Consider the following 20,403-nt stretch of genomic DNA (forward strand, 5'->3'; position numbering starts at 1 on the left):
ACCTATCCTGTTTTCACTATCCCAGCAAGCGTTAGCGCGGTAGTAAAAGAAAAAACATCGTGAATTAATATGTCTACTTTCTTTACAGAAGACCATTCTTGTTGGAATCTCATCAAATATTAGAAAGAGAGGCTGCACCCTCTCTTTTTTTACCAGAAAAATGCGGTAGCTAGTGTAATACCGACAATTGCACCTATCGCTATACCGAAACCAATGCCAAAGCCAGTTCCAAAACCTAAAAATCCAAGACCATATCCACCTAGATTCGCATCAGGTCGGATCCAAACCATATTTCTATTCACTCTTGTAACTTCCCCAAAATGTACTCGGCCATCTCTATCTACAATTCTTACCCTTTTTCCATGGTATCTACAGCAGAGATTATATATCTGATTTTGATTCATCTTTCGTCCCCCCTTCCATAAAATTACATACAAGTATGTTCTATTAGTTTATGTTGTTAATGAGGACGTGCACGAGACACTTGTCTACACCTCTGTGGCTAAAAAAAAATAAATACATATGCTATAAGACGGAAAAGGAGAGAATTCATGTCTGTCAAAGAAACGAGAAATATGCTTTTTACATTTGCAGAAAAATGCGAAAAACAAGAGGGGAGAGGGGTAGAGACTTTACAGCGAGAGATTATTTGTCATCCAGTGATGAAGTTTTTTCCAGAGGTAAATTCCGAAGTCATCCAATATGAACTTTTAAAGCATGGTTTATTTGAACCTACTGAATGGAAGTCAGTTAAAAAAATCTTGCGAAGATTAGAGCGCAAAAGTGTTTGGGATATTGTGAAGCAGGAATATAACTATTTGCGAGAATTGTGGAATGGTCCGAAGGTTTCTATCTATATTTTCCCGATAAAAAAGGTTAGAACGCAGGGGAAAAAGGATGTTCTGCGCAAAAATGGCATTGCCTATAAAAGAGTGCTATTTCTTTTCGTATCTCCTGATTTAACGAAAGAAGAGATTAAGGCACTATTGGCACATGAGTATAATCATGTATGTCGATTACAATTTCTAAATTCTCCTACAGCAACTATTTCTTTAGTAGATTCACTTATTGTAGAAGGTCTAGGTGAGTTTGCGGTAAAACAATTGTATGGTAAAAAGTTGTTAGCGCCATGGGTGAATATGTATCGTTCGGATGAGGTGAATGAAATTTGGCGGAGGTATTTTGTTTCTGCCTTACACATAAAGGGGGTCCAAAATCATCAACTCTATTTATTTGGTAACAATAACAGACCGTTTCCAAAGTGGATAGGATATCATATTGGTTATCAGATTGTGGATTCATATTTTAAAAAACGTGGTCCTTTTGTTATGAAGGAGCTACTTCTAAAGACTTCCTCTGAAATAATAGCAGGCTCTGATTTTGTTATATAACGGCATATAGAAGCGTCATCTTTAGATTTCTAATAGATGACGCTTCTATTTAAAATAACAGTAACTCAGAGGCTTCTTTTTTACTCGATTCAATTGTTTCGATAAATCTTTCTACTGTCGTAGTTAAATATGTATTCGAACGTCGTATAAATACTGTTTTTATTTCACTGTATTTGGTCGGCAATAAATGACATTGGATAAGCCCTCGAGCTTCTAAATGTGAAACTGCTGATTTGGGAATAAAGGTGATACCTAAGCCTGCTATGACACTACTTAAAATAGTTTCTAGCGTACCGAATTCCATCACCTTTTTAGGAGTTATATTTTCATCTTTATACCAAGCTTCTAATCTTGCTCTATATCCACAGCCTTTACTAAAGCATAAAAAGGGTTCATTTTCCAGCTGTTCCAGAGATGTAGTGTTTTTATTGGATATTAAGACGAGCTCCTCTTGAAATACTTCATGTGAGGTAAGCTCTGGGTGAGAAGTAGTTTGTGTGACAAAAGCTCCATCTAAACGATGATTTAAAACTTCCTCCTGCAGCTTTTCTGTTACCCCTGAGAAAAGAGATAAGTCCACTTCCTTATACTTTTTAGTAAAAGTAGATAAAATGCTCGGTAATTGTATTACCGTCTCGACTGTTCCAATTTCTAATTTTCCGGATGGCTCATCTTTATTTTGAACCACTTTTTTGACTTCATTGGTGAGTGATAAAATTTGCTCGCTATATACTAATAGCTTTTTTCCTTCAGGAGTTAAACTCATCCCTCTATTATGACGGTTAAATAATGGCGTGTTCAGCTCTGCTTCTAGCTTTTTTATACGTGCAGTAATATTAGACTGAACATAGTTTAGTTCTTTTGCGACTTCTGTAATGGTGCCTTTTTGTGCAACAAGTTGAAATATTTCTAAGTCTTTTAATTCCATCTTACATTCTCTCCTTCATTGTCATTCATGATATCACTAAAAATGATATATAACATCAAAAATAATCATTTTACATGATAGATAAGAATGGCGTTTAATAAATAAGGGACTCGAGAAGGAGATTACTTATTTATGAAAAATAATATTTTTTTAGGTGCTTTTTTATGCTTTATCGCAAGTGTGTCATGGGGAGCGATGTTTCCAGTAGCGCATCATGCTTTTACATATATGGATCCGTTTTATTTTACTATTTTCCGTTATGGCGCAGTAACTATCATTTTGGTTATCCTATTACTATGGAAGGAAGGGATTAAGGCGTTTCGTATGGAGGGTAAGGGAACGCTGTTATGGTTTTTCGGAACAATGGCATTTACTGTCTATAATTTACTTATTTTTTGGGGAGAGGATTTACTAGGGGAGCCAGGTGTTATGGTTGCATCCATTATGGAATCCTTGATGCCAATGATTTCTATTGTTATTGTCTGGCTATTTTATAAACGACGTCCTTATACCTTTACATTATTTTGTGTGTTTGTTTCTTTTGTTGGAGCAATCCTTGTTATTACAAAAGGAGACATTGGTTCCTTTCTTTCGGCAACAAATAATATTGTTCCTTCGATACTAATTTTAATCGCAGTTATTGGCTGGGTTGTGTATACAATGGGAGGAGATAAATTTAGAGGATGGTCTGTCCTTCGATATTCGACATTAACTTGTTTGCTCGGTACGATTTCTGCTGCATTCATCGTAGCAATTGCAACTATGATAGGGTACGTTTCTGCACCGACTCTTGATACGATTCAAACAGTTAGTCCACATCTATTGTTCATGATTATTTTTCCTGGTGTTATTGCATTAGTTGGATGGAATGTTGGAGTAAGTATTCTTTCGCCTTTAAATGGGTTATTATTTATTAATTTTGTACCTGTGACGACACTGGTTATATCGAGTGTGCAAGGAACTCCTATAACTTCATATGAAATTATAGGAGTAAGCTTTATCATTCTTTCCCTTCTTGCTAATAATATTTTTATACGTTTTCTTCAAAAGAGAAAGTTAAGACACAGCGTAAAACAAAGTTTACAAGAAAGTACCTCCTAACGGAAAAAGCGACTTTTACTACAATTGTAGAAGAAGATGCTTTTTTTTTAGTTTTTGCGATATACTAGTTTTAGTGAAAAAAGGTTGGTGGAAATATTGTTCAAATATATTGGAGAAATATTATTAATCCTTACAGCAATTATTTGGGGGAGTGGGTTTGTAGCAAGCGCAGTGGCATTAGATCACTATTCGCCCTATCAGATATTAGCCGGAAGGTTTTTAATAGGTGCTGTTATTTTAAGTCTCATCTTTTTTAAAAAGCTCAACAAACTGAAGAAAAGCACGCTCATAAAAGGGGCGGTATTAGGGATTTTTTTATACTTAGCCTTTGCTCTTCAAACAGTTGGTTTACAATTCACTACACCTTCTAAAAATGCTTTTTTAACGGCTGTGAATGTAGTTATTGTCCCGTTTATAGGATTTTTATTATACAAAAGAAAAATAGATCTGTATGAACTAACTGGTGCAGTTCTCGCAATTATTGGTATTGCAGTGTTATCTTTAAAATTATCGTCCGACGTGAATGTTGGGGATTTATTGACCTTAGGTTGTGCCGTAGGATTTGCTTTTCATATTTTTTACACTGCTAAGTTTGTTAAGACAGAAGATCCTGTTGTGCTAACGATAGTACAAATGGTTACAGCTGCAATAATTGGTTGTATAGTTGTGCTATTCAGAGGAGAGACTAGCTTTTCTATGGAAACAGAAGGCATGGTAAATCTGTTATACTTAGGGATTTTCTCCACAACTATTGCCTTTTTAATGCAAACAGTAGCCCAAAAATACATAACAGAAACAAAGGCAGCAATTATTTTAGCTACTGAATCTTTTTGGGGCATGGTATTCTCCGTTATTATCTTGAGTGAGATTATGACAGGAAGAATGATTATCGGAGCCTTGCTAATACTTTTAGCTATACTTATTTCCGAAACAAAAATGGAATTTATGAAAAAAGATAAAATAAAATCACTGACCTAACTACATTAAAAAGGAATTTCCTTTCATTTAGTATGAATCGCTGTTTTCTGCAAAAGATAAGAGCGAATCTTAGTTGTTTACGATATGTTCTCCCGTATCGTCGCTATCATTCATACAATAATTGAAGGAGGAGTTTATCAGTGGGATTTATACATCGGCTTGCCTTAGCCCTCGTTATCATTGGTGCAATTAACTGGGGATTGATTGGCTTTTTCGAATTTGACTTAGTCGCTTCTATTTTCGGGGGGCAAACTGCTCTATTTTCTAAGGTGATCTATGCATTGGTTGGTATTAGTGGCTTAATCTGCATTCCACTTCTATTTAGGAATTATGAAGAGGAAGAGGAAGAGTATGGAACAAGCAGACAAAGTTCTCGAAACCTTCAATATGGAACTGAGTTCGGGGAGGAGCCTGAATTTACCGATATTAAAGAGGCTTCTTCAAAAGAGGATTTGAAGAAATAACTAAAGAGGATAGATAACTGTAGAAAGCCACAGTTTATCTATCCTTTTTGATTGAGGCATCTTATTTTCCTTTGAATACAGGCTTTCTTTTTTCTCCAAAGGCTACTAATGCTTCTATACGATCCTCTGTTGGTATAGTGATTTCATAAGCTTTTCTTTCTATGCTAAGACCTGTCTGAAGGTCTGTATTCATCCCTTGTTTTACTGCAAATTTTGCTTGCTGTAATGCGATAGGTCCATTTGCAAGCATAAGAGCTGCAAATGCCTCTGTCTCTTCTTGCAACGTTTCTCTCGATGTTATCTTAGTCACTAATCCGTAGGACAATGCTTCTTCTGCTTTTAGTCGTTTCGCAGTTAAAATTAGCTCTAAAGCTTTAGTTTCTCCGATAAGTCTAGGTAATCGCTGTGTGCCACCCGCACCAGGGATTATTGCTAAACTTGTTTCCGTTAAACCGAGTTGAATATCGTCTGAAGCAATTCTAAAATCGCAGGCAAGTGCTAATTCTGTTCCGCCTCCAAAAGCATAGCCATTTAACATTGCAATTGTTGGCTGGGGCAGGTTTTCAATTGCAGTGAATACCTCACCAATTTTGAATATATTACGTTTCACTTGTTGATCAGTTAAGGTTTTACGTTCCTTTAAGTCTGCACCAACGCTAAATGACTTGTCTCCTGCTCCAGTGAAAATAACTACACGAATATCTGGATTAATGCGAATAGATTCTGCGATATCTCCAAGTTCACGAAGCATTTCATAGTTAAATGCATTTAATGCTTCTGGTCTATTGAGCGTGACGTATGCTAAATTCCCTTGTTGTGTATAACGGATAGATTCCATTACTTTCTCCCCTTTCAACTACTTTCTCCCCAATATCAACATAGCATGTTCTAAGTTTTCTGTCATCCATAGGTAATAAATAGAAATAATATCGATTTCCTTGGAAAGATTTGCTACAATGGAACTAATGAATATTTATGGATTGAGGAATTCGCATGGAAATTTTTTTGGCAAGACAGCCTATTTTTACCAATAACGAGCATATTTTTGCTTACGAATTATTGTATCGGGATAGTGATACTAATGCTTTCCCTATCATAGATGGGGATAGGGCAACTTTAGAAGTGTTAATACATTCATTTTTGACGATAGGTATAAATAACCTTGCGGGAGAAAAATTATGTTTTATTAATTTCACGGAAAACTTATTGGACGATACTGTCTTTAATAAGATTCCATCAAATCGCATCGTTGTGGAGATTTTAGAAAATATTCCAATCACACCGTCTTTGATAGAAAAACTTAAATATATAAAAAAATTAGGTTTTTTAATTGCTCTAGACGATTTTATTTTACATAATAATGTAAATCTATATGATGAGCTATTTAGCTTAGTTAATTTTATCAAAATTGATTTTATTGTGAGCAAACCTTCTGAGAGACAAGTTTTCGAAAGAATTGTGAAGAAAAATTATCCACATATCGTACTTTTAGCGGAAAAAGTAGAAACACGTGAAGATTTCTATCTCGCAAAAGAGGCAGGATATGGATTATTCCAAGGATACTTTTTTGCCAAACCAGAAATTATTAAAGGGACGGACATTCCTGCTAATATGGCACAATATTTTCGAATTATTAGCTTGCTACGCAATCGGGTTTCCACTATTGAACAAATAGCAGAGGAAATCGAGCGTGACGTGTCGCTATCCTTTAAAGTTTTGAAAATCATTAATTCGCCAGCTGCTAGAAAAAAATCTAAAATTCGTTCCATCAAACAGGCGGTAGTCATGTTGGGATTAGAAGAATTGAATCATTGGTTATATGTATTAATGCTAAGAGAGTCGAAAGTAAGCGATGATGGAGATGGAATGGCAATAGTTGAAGCATCCCTGTTCCGTGCAAAGTTTTGTGAGTTATTAGCTAAAAGAAATTTTTTACAAAACTCTCCTGAATACTTGCTAGTAGGAATGTTTTCATTAATTGACACATTACTTCATCAAAAGATGGATCATTTACTTCAAGAACTACCGCTCACGGACGAGGTTATAGAAACGCTTTCTGGAAAACATACGGATATGACTCCTTATTTGGAGCTTTCTATAGCTTGTGATGAAGTGAGATGGGATGATATTATTGCGGGTTCAGAGGCTATCGGCATTGATCATGCTACATTAAATAAATTTTATCTAGAAGCCCGTAGTTGGGCTATGGATATTGTAGGTTAATAACAACTGCCATTTTATCAAGATGGCAGTTGTTATTTTTTTTGAAGATCAGAAGGCATATAAAAATTTCAGGTTAAACCAAAGTTATTGAATGAACGATATCACTTCTTATTTTCGTTTCAGGTGGACGCTTTCTGTGGGCACTGAAAGCGTTCCTGGACCGGAAATCAATTTTGTTTTTGAGTTTGTTAGTATATTTTTTATCCTCTATATTCCAGTACTTTGCCTGTTGCATTTTCCGATGGAGCGAGTATAATTAAAATAAGAACAAACGTTCTTTTTTTTAGAAAGAAGGAGGAGTAGTTATGCCATTAATACCGGAAGAAGCAATTCCATACTTTGAAAACATGATTTATCTTCCAATGGTTTTGACTATTTTAGAAAAAGATCGAACTATTTTTGAAAAGGCTCCATTTAAATTGAAGCGTCCGTATCTCATTTTAGTAGAAGTAGCAGGAAAGCAAGTTCAGAAAGAATTGAAACAGACGCATATGTATATGAGGCGTCACAGTATGAAAGTTCTTCGTGGAGAAGGAGATGATATGTTCACTGAGTATGTATTTTTTCATGGAGGTTATGAAGAACATCGTCGTTACCTAAACGTTCGGCTCCGCAACAGAGTCGAAGAACTATTATCAATTTATTTGGCCGTAGCAGAATAATTTCGTTAGTACTGGGTGTCTTTTTGGAATTTTTTAGTAATGTAACCAGTATTCATCAGATAACTCATCCGCTTTAGTAAGTGCATATTTAGTATATTAGCAAATCCAACTTGTCGACTTATTGTCTGTGGAGATGATGGAACTGTTAATTTTTGACCATTTGTTAGAACGACTACACAGCCATCATCCGAAGGATAAAAAGAAGCTATTGCCTTAAAAGAGAACCAAATATTTAAATCCGATTTTGGAGAAAGTATAGGTATGAATATACATGGATTTCCGAAGTCATGCGCTATTAGAATAGGTAACTTGAAGTAATTTCCAATTGCATCCCTCGATAATCGAACAGTATGCTGAAAAGAAGAGCCATAAAAAGAACAAGAATGTCGAACAATATCAAAAGGCTTTTTACTAATTATATGAGTTTCCCCTGAAAAGTTAGTTACCTTTGTAAATATTGTATTATTCACTACAATAGGTTGAAGTACAGCGGTCTCAAATGAAATGAAAAAAGATTTATCTTCTACTTTATTCGACATAAAAATCCACCCCTTTGTATTATATATCTCAATTATAGTTAATATTGGAAGTAAAGCAAGCGAAAGTAACGAATATTTAAAATATTCCCTTTTTACTATATAGACTAAATTTTCTTAAAATGATTGCAACTATCTCGAGGCTTTTATATAATAGAAAAAAGGCATCGGGGTGATGGAGATGGACAAACAATATTCATACGCAGATTTCTTAAAAGCTATGGGTCAGGCAGGGAAGGAAAGCTCTGCGGAAAATTTGTTAAACGAAATATATCTTGATATGTTTTTGAACATTGTCCACCGGGAACAAAGTAGTAACCGTCTCTTAGCATTGATAGATGAGACGTTAGATCAAAAAGATAAGGCGGCATTTATGGAGTATACTGCTGCTCTTCATCAACTTAACAGTCCAAAATAATACAATCCTAAGTAAAGAAACCACTTTTTTTAGAGTGGTTTTTTTCGTTTGAAATTCTTTTCTATAGTTAGCGTAAGAAACAACTAAAAGATTATAGGAATAGCTTTCCGAGTCACTTGTATAAGTGGCTTTTTATAGATGACAAAAAACATATGTTCGTTTTATTAGGAATCAAAAAAAGAGTATGTTAAACTGAAATTATTCAAAAAATGGGAGGCTTATGTATGGAACAAATTTTTGATTTGCAAGCTCCGTATGAGCCAGCGGGAGATCAAATAGAGGCTATAAAAGAATTAGTAAAAGGTGTTAATGAAGGAAAAAGGTTTCAAACTTTACTAGGTGCAACTGGTACTGGTAAAACATATACAATATCAAATGTAATTCAACAAATAAATAAACCGACACTAGTGATGGCACATAACAAAACACTAGCGGGTCAATTATATAACGAGTTTAAAGAATTTTTCCCGAACAATGCGGTGGAGTACTTCGTAAGCTACTATGATTATTTTCAACCAGAAGCATATGTACCCTCAACCGATACATTTATAGAAAAGGATTCAAGTATAAATGAGGAAATAGACAAGCTACGACATTCTGCAACTTCTTCTTTGTTTGAACGAAAAGATGTCATTATTATCGCTTCTGTATCTTGTATATACGGTCTAGGTAATCCAGAGGAATATAAAGAGCTCGTTCTATCATTAAGAACGGGAATGGAGATTGATCGTAATCAATTATTGCGTAAACTTGTAGACATTCAATATGAAAGAAACGATTTGAACTTCGTACGTGGAAAGTTCCGTGTTCGTGGAGATGTAGTAGAAATTTTCCCTGCCTCACGTGATGAAAAATGTCTTCGAGTCGAATTTTTTGGTGATGAGATTGATCGAATTCGAGAAGTAAATGCGCTAACAGGAGAAATTCTTGGAGAACGAGATCATGTTGCTATATTCCCGGCATCCCATTTCGTTACCCGGGAAGAGAAGATGAAACTCGCTTTAGCAAATATTGAAAAAGAATTAGAGGAACAGCTGGCTTATTTAAGAAGTGAGGATAAGCTTTTAGAAGCCCAACGATTGGAACAACGTACTAGATATGATTTAGAAATGATGGAAGAAATGGGCTTTTGTTCCGGCATTGAAAACTACTCAAGGCATTTAACATTAAGAGAAGCAGGTGCAGTGCCTTATACATTACTAGACTATTTTCCAGAAGACTTTTTACTTGTAGTAGATGAAAGTCACGTTTCATTACCCCAGGTAAGAGGAATGTATAATGGAGACCAAGCGAGAAAATCAGTGCTCGTAAATTATGGTTTCCGTTTGCCGTCTGCACTAGACAATCGTCCTTTAACTTTCAATGAATATGAAAAACATATAAACCAGGCTATATTTGTTTCAGCAACTCCAGGACCATATGAGCTTGAGCATACACCAGAAATGGTGGAGCAAATTATCCGACCAACTGGACTATTGGATCCAGTCATCACTGTGAAGCCTATTGAAGGGCAAATAGATGATTTAATCAATGAAATTCATGAAAGATCTGCCAAAAATGAGCGAGTATTGATAACGACACTTACGAAAAAAATGTCCGAGGATTTAACGGATTACTTAAAAGAAATCGGGATAAAAGTTCAGTACTTACATTCAGAAGTGAAAACACTGGAACGAACAGAAATAATTCGAGAACTTCGATTAGGTACGTACGATGTATTAATAGGAATTAACTTATTAAGAGAAGGTTTAGATATTCCAGAAGTATCTCTAGTAGCTATTTTAGATGCCGACAAAGAAGGATTTTTACGTTCTGAACGATCTTTAATACAAACGATTGGTCGAGCAGCCCGCAACTCCAACGGGGAAGTTATTATGTATGCAGATAAAATGACAGACTCCATGCGAAAAGCGATTGACGAAACACAGCGTCGCAGAACAATTCAGATGGAATATAACGAAAAACATGGAATTACACCAAAAACCATTATAAAGAAAATAAGCGATAATATTCGTGCGTCTCATGTTGCAGAAGAGGAAGAAACGTATGCACAACGTTTAATAAGCGGCAAACCATTGACGACTCAAGAAAAAGCAAAGCTTCTAGAAGATCTAGAAAAAGAAATGAAAGATGCAGCAAAAGCGCTTAACTTTGAACGAGCTGCAGAGTTACGAGACGCAATTTTGGAACTGAAGCTGGAAGGGTGATATCTGTTGAAAAATCAAGAAATTGTAGTTCAAGGAGCACGTGCAAATAATTTAAAAAATGTAAGTTTAAAAATTCCAAGAGATAAGCTAGTTGTAATGACAGGACTTTCTGGCTCAGGTAAGTCTTCATTGGCTTTTGATACGATTTATGCGGAAGGACAACGCCGATATGTTGAGTCATTATCAGCATATGCCCGACAATTTTTAGGTCAAATGGAGAAGCCTGATGTCGATGTTATTGAAGGACTATCACCAGCTATTTCCATCGATCAAAAAACGACGAGTAAAAACCCACGTTCCACTGTAGCAACTGTGACGGAAATCTATGACTATATGCGTTTATTGTATGCGCGAGTTGGTAAGCCAATATGTCCTAATCATGGAATCGAAATTTCGCCGCAAACGGTTGAACAAATGGTCGATCGTTTGAGCGAATTTCCGGAAAAAACAAAAATGCAAGTGCTGGCACCCGTTGTTTCAGGTCGTAAAGGAACTCATGTAAAACTTTTGGAAGAGATGAAAAAAGAGGGTTTCGTTCGTGTACGTATCGATGGTGAGTTAATCGATTTAGATGATGATATCAATTTAGACAAAAATAAAAAACATAATATAGAGGTTGTTATCGACCGAATAATAATGAAAGAAGGAGTTGCTGCAAGGCTTAGTGATTCTCTAGAGTCAGCTCTGAGAATTGCAGATGGAAAAGTTTTAATAGATGTGATGGAGCATGAAGAAATTCTATTTAGTGAGCATCATGCCTGTCCAATATGTGGCTTTTCTATCGGAGAATTAGAGCCACGAATGTTTTCATTCAACAGTCCATTTGGAGCATGTGGGGATTGTGATGGACTTGGGACAAAGCTAGAAGTGGATGAAGAATTAGTTGTTCCTGATAAGAGTCTCACGCTAGCAGAGGGCGCTATTGTCGCATGGCAGCCAACAAGCTCTCAGTATTATCCGAAGCTTCTTGAAGCTGTTTGTAAACATTACAAAATAAAAATGAATGTTCCCGTTGAAAAATTACCGATAGACCAATGGAACAAAATAATGTATGGATCAGGAAATGATAAAATTCGCTTCCGATATGAAAATGAATTTGGTCAGGTTCGCGATAGTGTCATTTCATTTGAAGGGGTACTTGCGAATATTGAGCGAAGATTTAAAGATACGTCATCTGATTATATTCGTGAGCAAATGGAAAAATATATGGAGCAACATGATTGTCCAACTTGTAAGGGCTATCGTCTAAAAGAAGAAACACTTGCAGTGAAGATAAATTCGCTCCATATCGGGGAAATCACAAAGTATTCCATTGAGGAAGCAAATAAGTTTTTTAATGAGTTGACATTATCAGAAAAAGATATGCAAATCGCTCGTCTCGTGTTACGAGAAATACATGAACGATTAGGTTTTTTAGAGAATGTAGGACTTGATTATTTAACATTAAACCGTGCATCAGGAACACTATCTGGTGGGGAAGCGCAACGAATTCGTTTAGCTACTCAAATCGGATCAAGATTAACTGGTGTACTATACATTTTGGATGAACCATCTATCGGTCTACATCAGCGGGATAATGATCGATTGATTGATACGTTAAAAAACATGAGAGATATAGGTAATACATTAATAGTTGTAGAGCATGATGAAGACACAATGATGGCAGCGGACTATTTGATAGATGTTGGCCCTGGTGCGGGAGTGCATGGTGGTGAGATAATCGCTGCGGGTACACCTGAACAAGTGATGAAAAATAAAAAGTCTTTAACAGGACAATATTTAAGTGGACAAAAGTTTATTCCACTTCCAGCAGAAAGAAGAAAGCCAGATGGACGATTTATCAAGATAAAAGGCGCTTCAGAAAATAACTTAAAAAATGTAAGTGTAGATATTCCTTTAGGAGTTTTTACCGCTGTTACAGGAGTTTCAGGTTCTGGTAAAAGTACATTAGTAAATGAAATATTATATAAATCATTAGCACAGAAACTAAATCGTTCAAGAGTAAAACCAGGTAGCAATAGGGCTGTCGAAGGAATAGAAATGTTGGAAAAAGTAATTGAGATTGACCAATCGCCAATCGGTCGTACCCCAAGATCTAACCCTGCAACCTATACTGGTGTGTTTGACGATATTCGAGACCTTTTTGCAACAACAAATGAAGCAAAAGTAAGAGGATATAAAAAAGGAAGATTTAGTTTCAATGTAAAAGGAGGTCGTTGCGAGGCATGTCGTGGAGACGGAATCCTTAAAATAGAAATGCATTTCTTACCTGATGTATATGTTCCATGTGAAGTCTGTCATGGGAAAAGATATAATCGTGAAACATTGGAAGTACAATACAAAGGGAAGAATATTGCGGACGTGTTAAAAATGACAGCGGAGGACGGCTTGGCCTTTTTCGAAAACCATCCGAAAATTAGTCGAAAAATAAAAACGATTGTAGATGTCGGGTTAGGGTATATGGAATTAGGACAACCAGCTACTACTCTGTCTGGTGGTGAAGCACAACGAGTAAAACTGGCTTCTGAATTACACAAGCGTTCGAATGGCAAGTCTTTCTACATTTTGGATGAACCAACTACAGGTTTGCACGTAGATGATATCGCAAGGTTGTTAATTGTACTTCAACGTTTAGTAGATAACGGAGATACTGTATTAGTAATTGAGCATAATTTAGATGTCATTAAAACAGCAGATTATATGATTGATTTGGGACCTGAAGGTGGAGATAAAGGTGGAACAATTGTTGCAGTTGGTACTCCAGAGAAAATTGTTGCATCGAAAGCTTCGTATACAGGGAAATACTTGAAAACCATTTTAGAAAGAGATCGTCAACGGATGGATGAAGTTGTAACGAAAGCATCTAAAAAGAAAAAAAGTCCTGTAACAACTTCGTAATGAAACTTTTTGTTTTTTCATTCGTATAAAGTAATGTAAGTAAAATGATTTATAGTATAAATTCATGAGGAGGCCTTTCACTATGCAAGAGGAACGTAAGCGTATTTTAGATATGGTTGAAAATGGCACGATTACTGCACAAGAAGCTTTGGCATTACTTGAAGAGCTTGGAAAACAAACAACACCTGCGACACCGTTTGTCCCTGAAGAGAAAGAATATAAAAAGTCATCAAACAATAATACCGATTTTGTGGAAGATTTGAAGCGCGATTTTACCGTAATGGGTGAACGCTTCATGCAGTTTATGCAAGGCACAGTCGATAAGATGAAAGATTTTGAAATGCCATTTGGCGATCCAATTATCTTTGAAGAGCAATTCGTCAAAGAGGATGCAAACTTCACTGATATCTCGATTAATATTGCTAATGGGAAAGTTGAAATCCAGTCTACGGATGAACAGCATGTACGTGCTGCTGTTAAAGTGAAATCCTTTAAAAATTCTACAGAGGAAGAAGCGAAGGCACGTTTCCATGAGGAGTTTATATTCACAACAGAAGGAAACAAATTACGCGTGTACAGTGAGCTGAAAACAACTTCTGTTCAAGTAACGTTATTTGTACCAAACAAAGCGTATAATTATATTTCTGCTCGATTATTCAATGGGGAATTCTCCGCAAAGAATTTAGAGGCAAACACTTTTAAGGTGAAAACAACAAATGGAAAAGTAGAATTGGATGAATTGAAATTTGAAAGAGCTGATGTTGAAACGGTTAATGGATCGGTTCAAGTCCAGCGCGTTGAAGGCGAAACGATTGAAGTAGAAACGATGAACGGTCGTATTTACGTAGATGGTAAGCTCAAAGAAATAGAAGGTTCTTCGGTTAGTGGACATGTTATTTTGACGACTAAGGATAAAGAAGCACGTAAAATAGAAGGAACAGCAGTAGCTGGAACAGTCGAACTTTACATTCCTAAGGACGTTTCGATAAAAGGAGAAGCTACTTCGCAAATTGGTAAAATAGATGTTCAATTGGCGGATGTTACGCACTTAAACCAATCGGAGCAGCTGTTAAACAAAAAAGTAGGATTCACGAAAATAGTAGATTCAGAAGCTGTACCTTTGCGAGTATATGGCGATGCAAAAACAGGATCTGTTGTTGTCCGTTATACAGTAGAAGGCGAATAAGTAAAGTGGAGTGGGATAATATTTCCCCTCCACTTTTTATTATTAAGAGTAAGAAACCAATGATACTATTGATTTCCTTTTCAGGCGGACGCTTTCCGCAGGCACGGCTTCAATCTCCTCGTCACTTCGTTCCTGCGGGGCTTTCAGCTCGTGCTATTCCCGCTAGAGTCGCCGCCTTCCACTACAATCAATTAATGTGAAGTACTCCCTGAGTAAATCTGGCACAGCATATTGCTTTGATGATAAGAGTAGATAAAGACGGTCTGTTGAATGTAATGAATGATATAGATACTAGATTTTCATATATCTAGTGGAAATAAAGAGAAATAGAAGTTGGTTTCAATATAAAGAAGCGAAAAAGCGAACGAAATTGCATCTTCGTGAGCCTACTCTATCAATAGGAAAGTATCTTATCTCTAGTTATCCAAAAATGCACTTACCTGTTTCTAAGAGTTGTAGGAGGGCGACGTACAGGCAAACACCATAAGATTACCAATATCACTAAAAATTCAATAGGTAATCTTATAGTAAAACGTCTGTCCAAAGCCCTTCGAAAACGATAGAAACAAGTCTTGGCTTTAAACAACCAGGCATGTCTTTTGCCTGGTTTTTCTTATATTATGCTTTTTGATTTTTTACCGTTTAACGCTTATGTTCTATCCAACAAAGAATTGCAAAGGCGATGGCTTTCGCGCAGCGCATTCGGTAATCTTTAGACTGAAGCAAAATGGCTTCCTGTTTATTTGTCATGAATCCACACTCCACTAATACTGCTGGCATTTTTGTGTCCCGAACAACTGCAAAATCTGCCTTCTTTACTCCACGGTTTGTTCTTGCTGTAATAGAGCATAGCGCGTTTTGTATAAGTGATGCGAGAATAATTGACTGCTCGGAAGGCTTGGTATAAGTAAAGGTTTCGATTCCACTAACATTATTCCATGTTGTGCCAAATGCATTGGCATGGATTGAGATAAATGCATCTACTCTCATATTATTAGCCACTTTAGTTCTCTCGTTAAGAGGAACATCTCTCTTTTTGTCATGACTATGCATAACGGTTATGCCAAAAGTCGAAAGTTCATTTGTGACAAGTTGAGCAACCACCTCATTAAACTCGAACTCCTTCATTTTTCCATCTATTGTTCTTTTTCCAATAGTGTTAGGACCATGACCTGCATCCAACATAATTTTCATCGAAAAACCTCCTTTCTTTTCTTAAATAGAAGAAGAAAAGGTAAATGGATACAATTTAGGTGGAGAATCATGATAAAATAAATAATAGGTTTACAATTGCAGTACGAAGGGAGTTTAGGGGTATGTCACATGTGACGACAAAGGACATAAAAGAACATATGAATCTCATATTAGTAAGTGGGGAAGAAGGCATAGGACGTCATATTTCCGTGAGTGATATTTCTAGACCAGGAATTGAAATCGCAGGGTATTTCACACATTATCCTTCTAATCGGATACAGCTTTTAGGTAAGACAGAGATTTCTTTTTTTGAATTATTACAACCTAAAGAAAAAAGTGAACGTATGAGGAAGCTTTGTGCACAGGATACTCCGGTCATTATTGTTTCCCACGGAATGGAAGTACCGGAGGAGTTAATTGCAGCTTCCAATGAAAGTTCAGTTCCTGTATTGACGACGACCTTGCCTACGACCAGATTTTCAAGTATGCTTACGAACTTTTTAGAAAGTAGGTTAGCACCCTCTACTGCCGTACATGGTGTATTAGTAGATATTTATGGGGTTGGTGTGCTAATCACTGGGAAAAGTGGAGTCGGAAAAAGTGAGACGGCCCTGGAGCTAGTGAAAAGAGGTCATCGTTTAGTAGCAGATGATTGTGTGGAAATTAGGCAAGAGGGTGAGGAAACGTTGGTCGGTAGTGCACCAAAGCTAATAGAGCATCTTTTAGAAATTCGCGGACTTGGTATTATCGACATAATGACATTATTCGGAGCAAGTGCTATTCGAAGCTATAAACGTATTACGCTTGTCATCGAATTAGAGATTTGGGATGAGAAAAAGACTTATGATCGTCTAGGTCTTGAAGAGGAGAAAATGGAAATAATTAATACGGCAATTACGAAGCTGACAGTTCCCGTTCGACCAGGTCGAAACATAGCAGTAATAATAGAGGTGGCTGCAATGAACCATCGATTAAAAAAAATGGGTGTAAATGCAGCGGAAGATTTCGCTAAGCGTTTAAATGATGTAATAGAACAAAATGCAGAAGTAGATTATTAATAGATATTTGAAGGGAGTTACATATGAGTTTATTACAAATTATTGATCCGGTTGCATTTTCTCTAGGACCAATATCGGTACGTTGGTATGGAGTTATTATTGCCCTCGGTATAGTATTAGCATTTGTTGTTGCACAAAAAGAAATGGTAAAGCGAGGGTTTCATCCGGATTATTTAACTGATTTACTTATTTGGGCAGTTCCAATTGCCATAGTAAGTGCTCGTATTTACTACGTTATTTTTAAATGGGATTTTTATAGTCAAAATCCGGGCAAGATTATTGAAATTTGGAATGGCGGAATTGCGATTCATGGGGCATTGATAGGATCGTTTATAACGGCTTACATATTTACGAAAAAACGCGGCTCTTCTTTTTGGAAAGTTGCAGATATAGTAGCACCGAGTATTCTAATTGGACAGGCTATTGGGCGTTGGGGAAATTTCATCAATCAAGAAGCGCATGGTGGCGAAGTAACAAGAACATTTTTAGAAAATTTAATGCTACCTAATTGGATTATCGAGCAAATGTATATAGATGGAAAATATTATCACCCGACGTTTTTGTATGAATCTATTTGGAACTTTGTGGGAGTAATTATTTTAATATTACTTCGAAAAGTGAATTTGCGTCGAGGAGAAATGGTCCTATTTTACGCTGTATGGTATTCAGTCGGACGGTTTTTCATCGAGGGAATGCGTACGGATAGTCTTTACTTAATAGGAGAATTGCGGACAGCGCAGGTTGTTTCAATTGTGACCATTGTAATTGCTATTATTTTGTTTGTTTACAGAAGAATGACAGTGAAACCTGTTGTTCATTATCAAGATAAGTAAGAAAGCTGGGATAAGATGGGGACGTTGAAAAATGGGATGTTCGCTGGTCTTAAAACGACATGGACATTAAGCAAAGTTATATTCCCGATTACACTAATCGTAGTCATATTGCAGTACACACCTGTTCTTCCTTGGATTATAAATATAATTACTCCATTTATGGGGCTATTAGGACTTCGGGGAGAGGCTGCAATTCCTTTAGTGCTGGGGAATGCATTGAATTTATATGCTGGTATAGCTGGAATCCTATCTTTGGAATTGACTGTAAAGGAAGTATTTATTTTAGCGACGATGCTTTCTTTTTCTCATAATATCTTCATTGAAACGGGAGTGGCCCTTCGTGTTGGAGTGAAGTTATGGGTTGTCTTAGTTGTTCGCTTTGGTTTGGCTATTATGTCAGCTATCATCATAAACCTTGTATGGCAGGGTGGTGGAGAGGTGGCGAAATATGGTGCCCTTCAAGTAAGTCAGCAAGTTCCTGATGGCTGGGTAGAAATAGTTATGCTTGGTCTTCAAAAGGCTACGTTTGGCATTGTACAATTGGCGTTAATCGTCATTCCGTTGATGATTATTATCCAGTTTTTAAAGGATCGGAATTATTTGCAAAAATTTTCTGAGAAACTTGCTCCTTTCACAAAGGTTATAGGAGTTCAGCCGAATGCTTCCCTAACGCTTGTGGCTGGACTTGTCATTGGGCTTGCCTATGGTGCGGGTGTAATGATTCAAGCGGTACAAGAGGACGGAGTAAGTAAAAAGGATGCGACACTAGTCTTTATTTTCTTAGTGGCATGTCACGCAGTAGTCGAGGATACTTTAATCTTCATACCATTAGGAATCCCGGTTTGGCCATTATTAATAATAAGGTTAATAACTGCTTTCGTATTAACAATAGTAGTTGCATTTGTATGGAGGAAAGCAGAGCAAAGTAAACATAAGGAAGTGGTGGTTCCATGAAAAACTATAAAGCGCTACTTTTTGATTTAGATGGAACATTGTTAAATACGAACGAACTAATTATCGAAACTTTTTTACACGTCTTAGGCGAAACATTTCCAGGGAAATATAATCGAGAAGCTGTCCTGCCGTTTTTAGGACCACCATTGTTTGAAACGTTTAACGGGATAGACCCATCGTTAACGGAAACTTTAACCGCTTCCTATCGTAAATGGAACCTGGAGCGGCATGATCAGATGGTTGCACCATTCGATGGTGTCGTTGAAACGTTGCGACAACTAAAGAAGGATGGCTATAAACTGGCGATCGTTTCTACTAAGAGAAGAGAAATGATTGAAAGAGGTCTCCATTTAATGGAATGTGAAACGCTATTTGATACGATTGTCGGCTTGGAGGATGTTACATTTACAAAACCTGATCCGGAGCCTGTTCAAATAGCACTTCAAAGAATCGGGGCTAATAAGGAAGACGCTCTTATGATTGGCGACAACTTTCATGATATTGTAGGTGGTCAAAGAGCTGGGGTTGATACAGCAGCAGTAGCTTGGTCGATTAAGGGAGAAGCATTTTTAGCTACTTATAATCCCACTTATATGCTTCATCATGTGAGTGAGCTACTTTCAATAGCTAAAGGGCAGCGTGCATGAGGAGAACAGAACGATACCCTGTAAAAGGGGCAAACTCGCTTTGGCATGTATATGATACCGTTCCATTTTGGAAAGTGATAAAAAACTTTATTTTTATTCAAGCAGCTAGATATTCGCCGTTCTTAAGCTGGAAGAACTTTTTTTATCGTGCTTTTCTGAAAATGGAGGTTGGAAAAGAAACGTCTTTTGCATTAATGGTAATGGTCGATGTCATGTTCCCCGAACGGATAAAAGTAGGAGACAATTCTATTATTGGTTACAACACGACGATTCTTGCGCATGAATATTTGATTGATGAATACCGAATTGGCGATGTCATTATTGGTAATCGGGTTTTGATCGGTGCAAATACGACAATCCTGCCAGGTGTTACGATTGGTGATGACGCTATTGTTTCTGCAGCAACACTCGTCAATGCAGACGTTCCAGAAGGCTGCTTTGTTGGAGGAAATCCAATGCGTGTTATTTATACGAAGGAACAAATGATTGAACGCAATAAAAGCTATTCTTCTTAGTGTAAAACTAAGGAGAATAGTTTTTTTGTGGAAAAAATACCCTATTCCAACTAACACGGTTGAAATTCCAACTAAAGCGCGAATAATTCCAACTAAACAAGCAGAAATTCCAACTAAAGTGGTCTTCTGTAAAGAAAGTAGACATATTAATTCACGATGTTTTTTCTTTTACTACCGCGCTAACGCTTGCTGGGATAGTGAAAACAGGAT

The 20,403-nt window shown here is 36.7% G+C and carries 21 protein-coding genes; 16 read left to right on the forward strand and 5 right to left on the reverse strand.

Features of this window, described 5'->3' with window-relative positions; translation table 11 throughout:
* Positions 1-149: 149 nt before the first annotated feature.
* Positions 150-404, reverse strand: a complete 255-nt coding sequence (locus BLR36_RS18290; protein WP_093063177.1) for a hypothetical protein — start codon at positions 402-404, stop codon at positions 150-152.
* A 147-nt stretch (positions 405-551) separates the two neighbouring features.
* Here BLR36_RS18290 and BLR36_RS18295 point away from each other — a divergent pair, with 147 nt between their 5' ends.
* The gene (locus tag BLR36_RS18295; RefSeq protein ID WP_093063178.1) at positions 552-1,391 is read left to right on the forward strand and encodes a DUF2268 domain-containing putative Zn-dependent protease; all 840 of its coding nucleotides are present in this window, start codon (positions 552-554) and stop codon (positions 1,389-1,391) included.
* Between the two features lie 49 nt (positions 1,392-1,440).
* On the opposite strand, the gene BLR36_RS18300 is transcribed toward BLR36_RS18295, so the two are convergent.
* Positions 1,441-2,319 carry a LysR family transcriptional regulator gene (locus BLR36_RS18300; protein WP_093063179.1) on the reverse strand — a complete coding sequence of 293 codons (879 nt, stop codon included), beginning with the start codon at positions 2,317-2,319 and terminating at the stop codon, positions 1,441-1,443.
* A 132-nt stretch (positions 2,320-2,451) separates the two neighbouring features.
* On the opposite strand from BLR36_RS18300, the gene BLR36_RS18305 reads away from it, so the two are divergent.
* The 3 genes from BLR36_RS18305 (at position 2,452) to BLR36_RS18315 (ending at position 4,862) form a co-directional block, all read left to right on the forward strand.
* Positions 2,452-3,420, forward strand: a complete 969-nt coding sequence (locus BLR36_RS18305) for a DMT family transporter (RefSeq protein ID WP_093063180.1) — start codon at positions 2,452-2,454, stop codon at positions 3,418-3,420.
* 96 nt (positions 3,421-3,516) lie between these two features.
* On the forward strand, positions 3,517-4,398 hold the full coding sequence (locus BLR36_RS18310; protein WP_093063181.1) for a DMT family transporter: 882 nt from the start codon (positions 3,517-3,519) through the stop codon (positions 4,396-4,398).
* 140 nt (positions 4,399-4,538) lie between these two features.
* The gene (locus tag BLR36_RS18315; protein WP_093063182.1) at positions 4,539-4,862 is read left to right on the forward strand and encodes a DUF378 domain-containing protein; all 324 of its coding nucleotides are present in this window, start codon (positions 4,539-4,541) and stop codon (positions 4,860-4,862) included.
* Between the two features lie 61 nt (positions 4,863-4,923).
* Here the strand turns inward: BLR36_RS18315 and BLR36_RS18320 are convergent, their stop codons facing one another.
* Positions 4,924-5,700 (reverse strand): enoyl-CoA hydratase-related protein, encoded by a 777-nt coding sequence (locus BLR36_RS18320; RefSeq protein WP_093063183.1) that lies wholly within the window; start codon positions 5,698-5,700, stop codon positions 4,924-4,926.
* Positions 5,701-5,855: 155 nt separating this feature from the next.
* Between BLR36_RS18320 and BLR36_RS18325 the strand changes: the two genes are divergently transcribed.
* Both BLR36_RS18325 and BLR36_RS18330 read left to right on the forward strand, forming a co-directional pair.
* Positions 5,856-7,085, forward strand: a complete 1,230-nt coding sequence (locus BLR36_RS18325; protein ID WP_093063184.1) for an EAL and HDOD domain-containing protein — start codon at positions 5,856-5,858, stop codon at positions 7,083-7,085.
* A gap of 305 nt (positions 7,086-7,390) precedes the next feature.
* Positions 7,391-7,747 (forward strand): YhjD family protein, encoded by a 357-nt coding sequence (locus BLR36_RS18330; RefSeq protein WP_093063185.1) that lies wholly within the window; start codon positions 7,391-7,393, stop codon positions 7,745-7,747.
* 5 nt (positions 7,748-7,752) lie between these two features.
* On the opposite strand, the gene BLR36_RS18335 is transcribed toward BLR36_RS18330, so the two are convergent.
* On the reverse strand, positions 7,753-8,286 hold the full coding sequence (locus tag BLR36_RS18335; RefSeq protein WP_093063186.1) for a competence protein ComK: 534 nt from the start codon (positions 8,284-8,286) through the stop codon (positions 7,753-7,755).
* 178 nt (positions 8,287-8,464) lie between these two features.
* Between BLR36_RS18335 and BLR36_RS18340 the strand changes: the two genes are divergently transcribed.
* From BLR36_RS18340 to BLR36_RS18355, 4 genes are all read left to right on the forward strand, one after another.
* Positions 8,465-8,701 (forward strand): IDEAL domain-containing protein, encoded by a 237-nt coding sequence (locus BLR36_RS18340; protein WP_093063187.1) that lies wholly within the window; start codon positions 8,465-8,467, stop codon positions 8,699-8,701.
* Between the two features lie 224 nt (positions 8,702-8,925).
* Positions 8,926-10,908 carry an excinuclease ABC subunit UvrB gene (gene uvrB / locus BLR36_RS18345; RefSeq protein ID WP_093063188.1) on the forward strand — a complete coding sequence of 661 codons (1,983 nt, stop codon included), beginning with the start codon at positions 8,926-8,928 and terminating at the stop codon, positions 10,906-10,908.
* Positions 10,909-10,914: 6 nt separating this feature from the next.
* Positions 10,915-13,806 (forward strand): excinuclease ABC subunit UvrA, encoded by a 2,892-nt coding sequence (uvrA, locus tag BLR36_RS18350; RefSeq protein WP_093063189.1) that lies wholly within the window; start codon positions 10,915-10,917, stop codon positions 13,804-13,806.
* An 82-nt stretch (positions 13,807-13,888) separates the two neighbouring features.
* Positions 13,889-14,992, forward strand: a complete 1,104-nt coding sequence (locus tag BLR36_RS18355; RefSeq protein ID WP_093063190.1) for a DUF4097 family beta strand repeat-containing protein — start codon at positions 13,889-13,891, stop codon at positions 14,990-14,992.
* 642 nt (positions 14,993-15,634) lie between these two features.
* Here the strand turns inward: BLR36_RS18355 and BLR36_RS18360 are convergent.
* Entirely contained in the window at positions 15,635-16,186 is a 552-nt protein-coding gene (locus BLR36_RS18360) for an N-acetylmuramoyl-L-alanine amidase (protein ID WP_093063191.1), read from the reverse strand.
* A gap of 122 nt (positions 16,187-16,308) precedes the next feature.
* On the opposite strand from BLR36_RS18360, the gene hprK reads away from it, so the two are divergent.
* The 6 genes from hprK to BLR36_RS18935 all read left to right on the forward strand — a co-directional run.
* Entirely contained in the window at positions 16,309-17,244 is a 936-nt protein-coding gene (hprK, locus tag BLR36_RS18365) for an HPr(Ser) kinase/phosphatase (RefSeq protein WP_093063192.1), read from the forward strand.
* Between the two features lie 23 nt (positions 17,245-17,267).
* On the forward strand, positions 17,268-18,077 hold the full coding sequence (gene lgt, locus BLR36_RS18370; RefSeq protein WP_093063193.1) for a prolipoprotein diacylglyceryl transferase: 810 nt from the start codon (positions 17,268-17,270) through the stop codon (positions 18,075-18,077).
* Between the two features lie 15 nt (positions 18,078-18,092).
* Positions 18,093-19,031 (forward strand): nucleoside recognition domain-containing protein, encoded by a 939-nt coding sequence (locus tag BLR36_RS18375; protein WP_093063194.1) that lies wholly within the window; start codon positions 18,093-18,095, stop codon positions 19,029-19,031.
* Positions 19,028-19,678 carry a pyrophosphatase PpaX gene (gene ppaX, locus BLR36_RS18380; RefSeq protein ID WP_093063195.1) on the forward strand — a complete coding sequence of 217 codons (651 nt, stop codon included), beginning with the start codon at positions 19,028-19,030 and terminating at the stop codon, positions 19,676-19,678. Before BLR36_RS18375 ends, ppaX begins: the two co-directional genes overlap by 4 nt.
* The gene (locus tag BLR36_RS18385) at positions 19,675-20,193 is read left to right on the forward strand and encodes an acyltransferase (protein WP_093063196.1); all 519 of its coding nucleotides are present in this window, start codon (positions 19,675-19,677) and stop codon (positions 20,191-20,193) included. The genes ppaX and BLR36_RS18385 overlap by 4 nt, the downstream gene beginning before the upstream one ends.
* Before the next feature lie 25 nt (positions 20,194-20,218).
* Positions 20,219-20,403: hypothetical protein (locus tag BLR36_RS18935; RefSeq protein WP_217631745.1), on the forward strand; the 185-nt coding region annotated here is incomplete at its 3' end.

It is taken from the genome of Psychrobacillus sp. OK028, from assembly GCF_900103605.1.
Classification (GTDB): Bacteria; Bacillota; Bacilli; order Bacillales_A; family Planococcaceae; genus Psychrobacillus.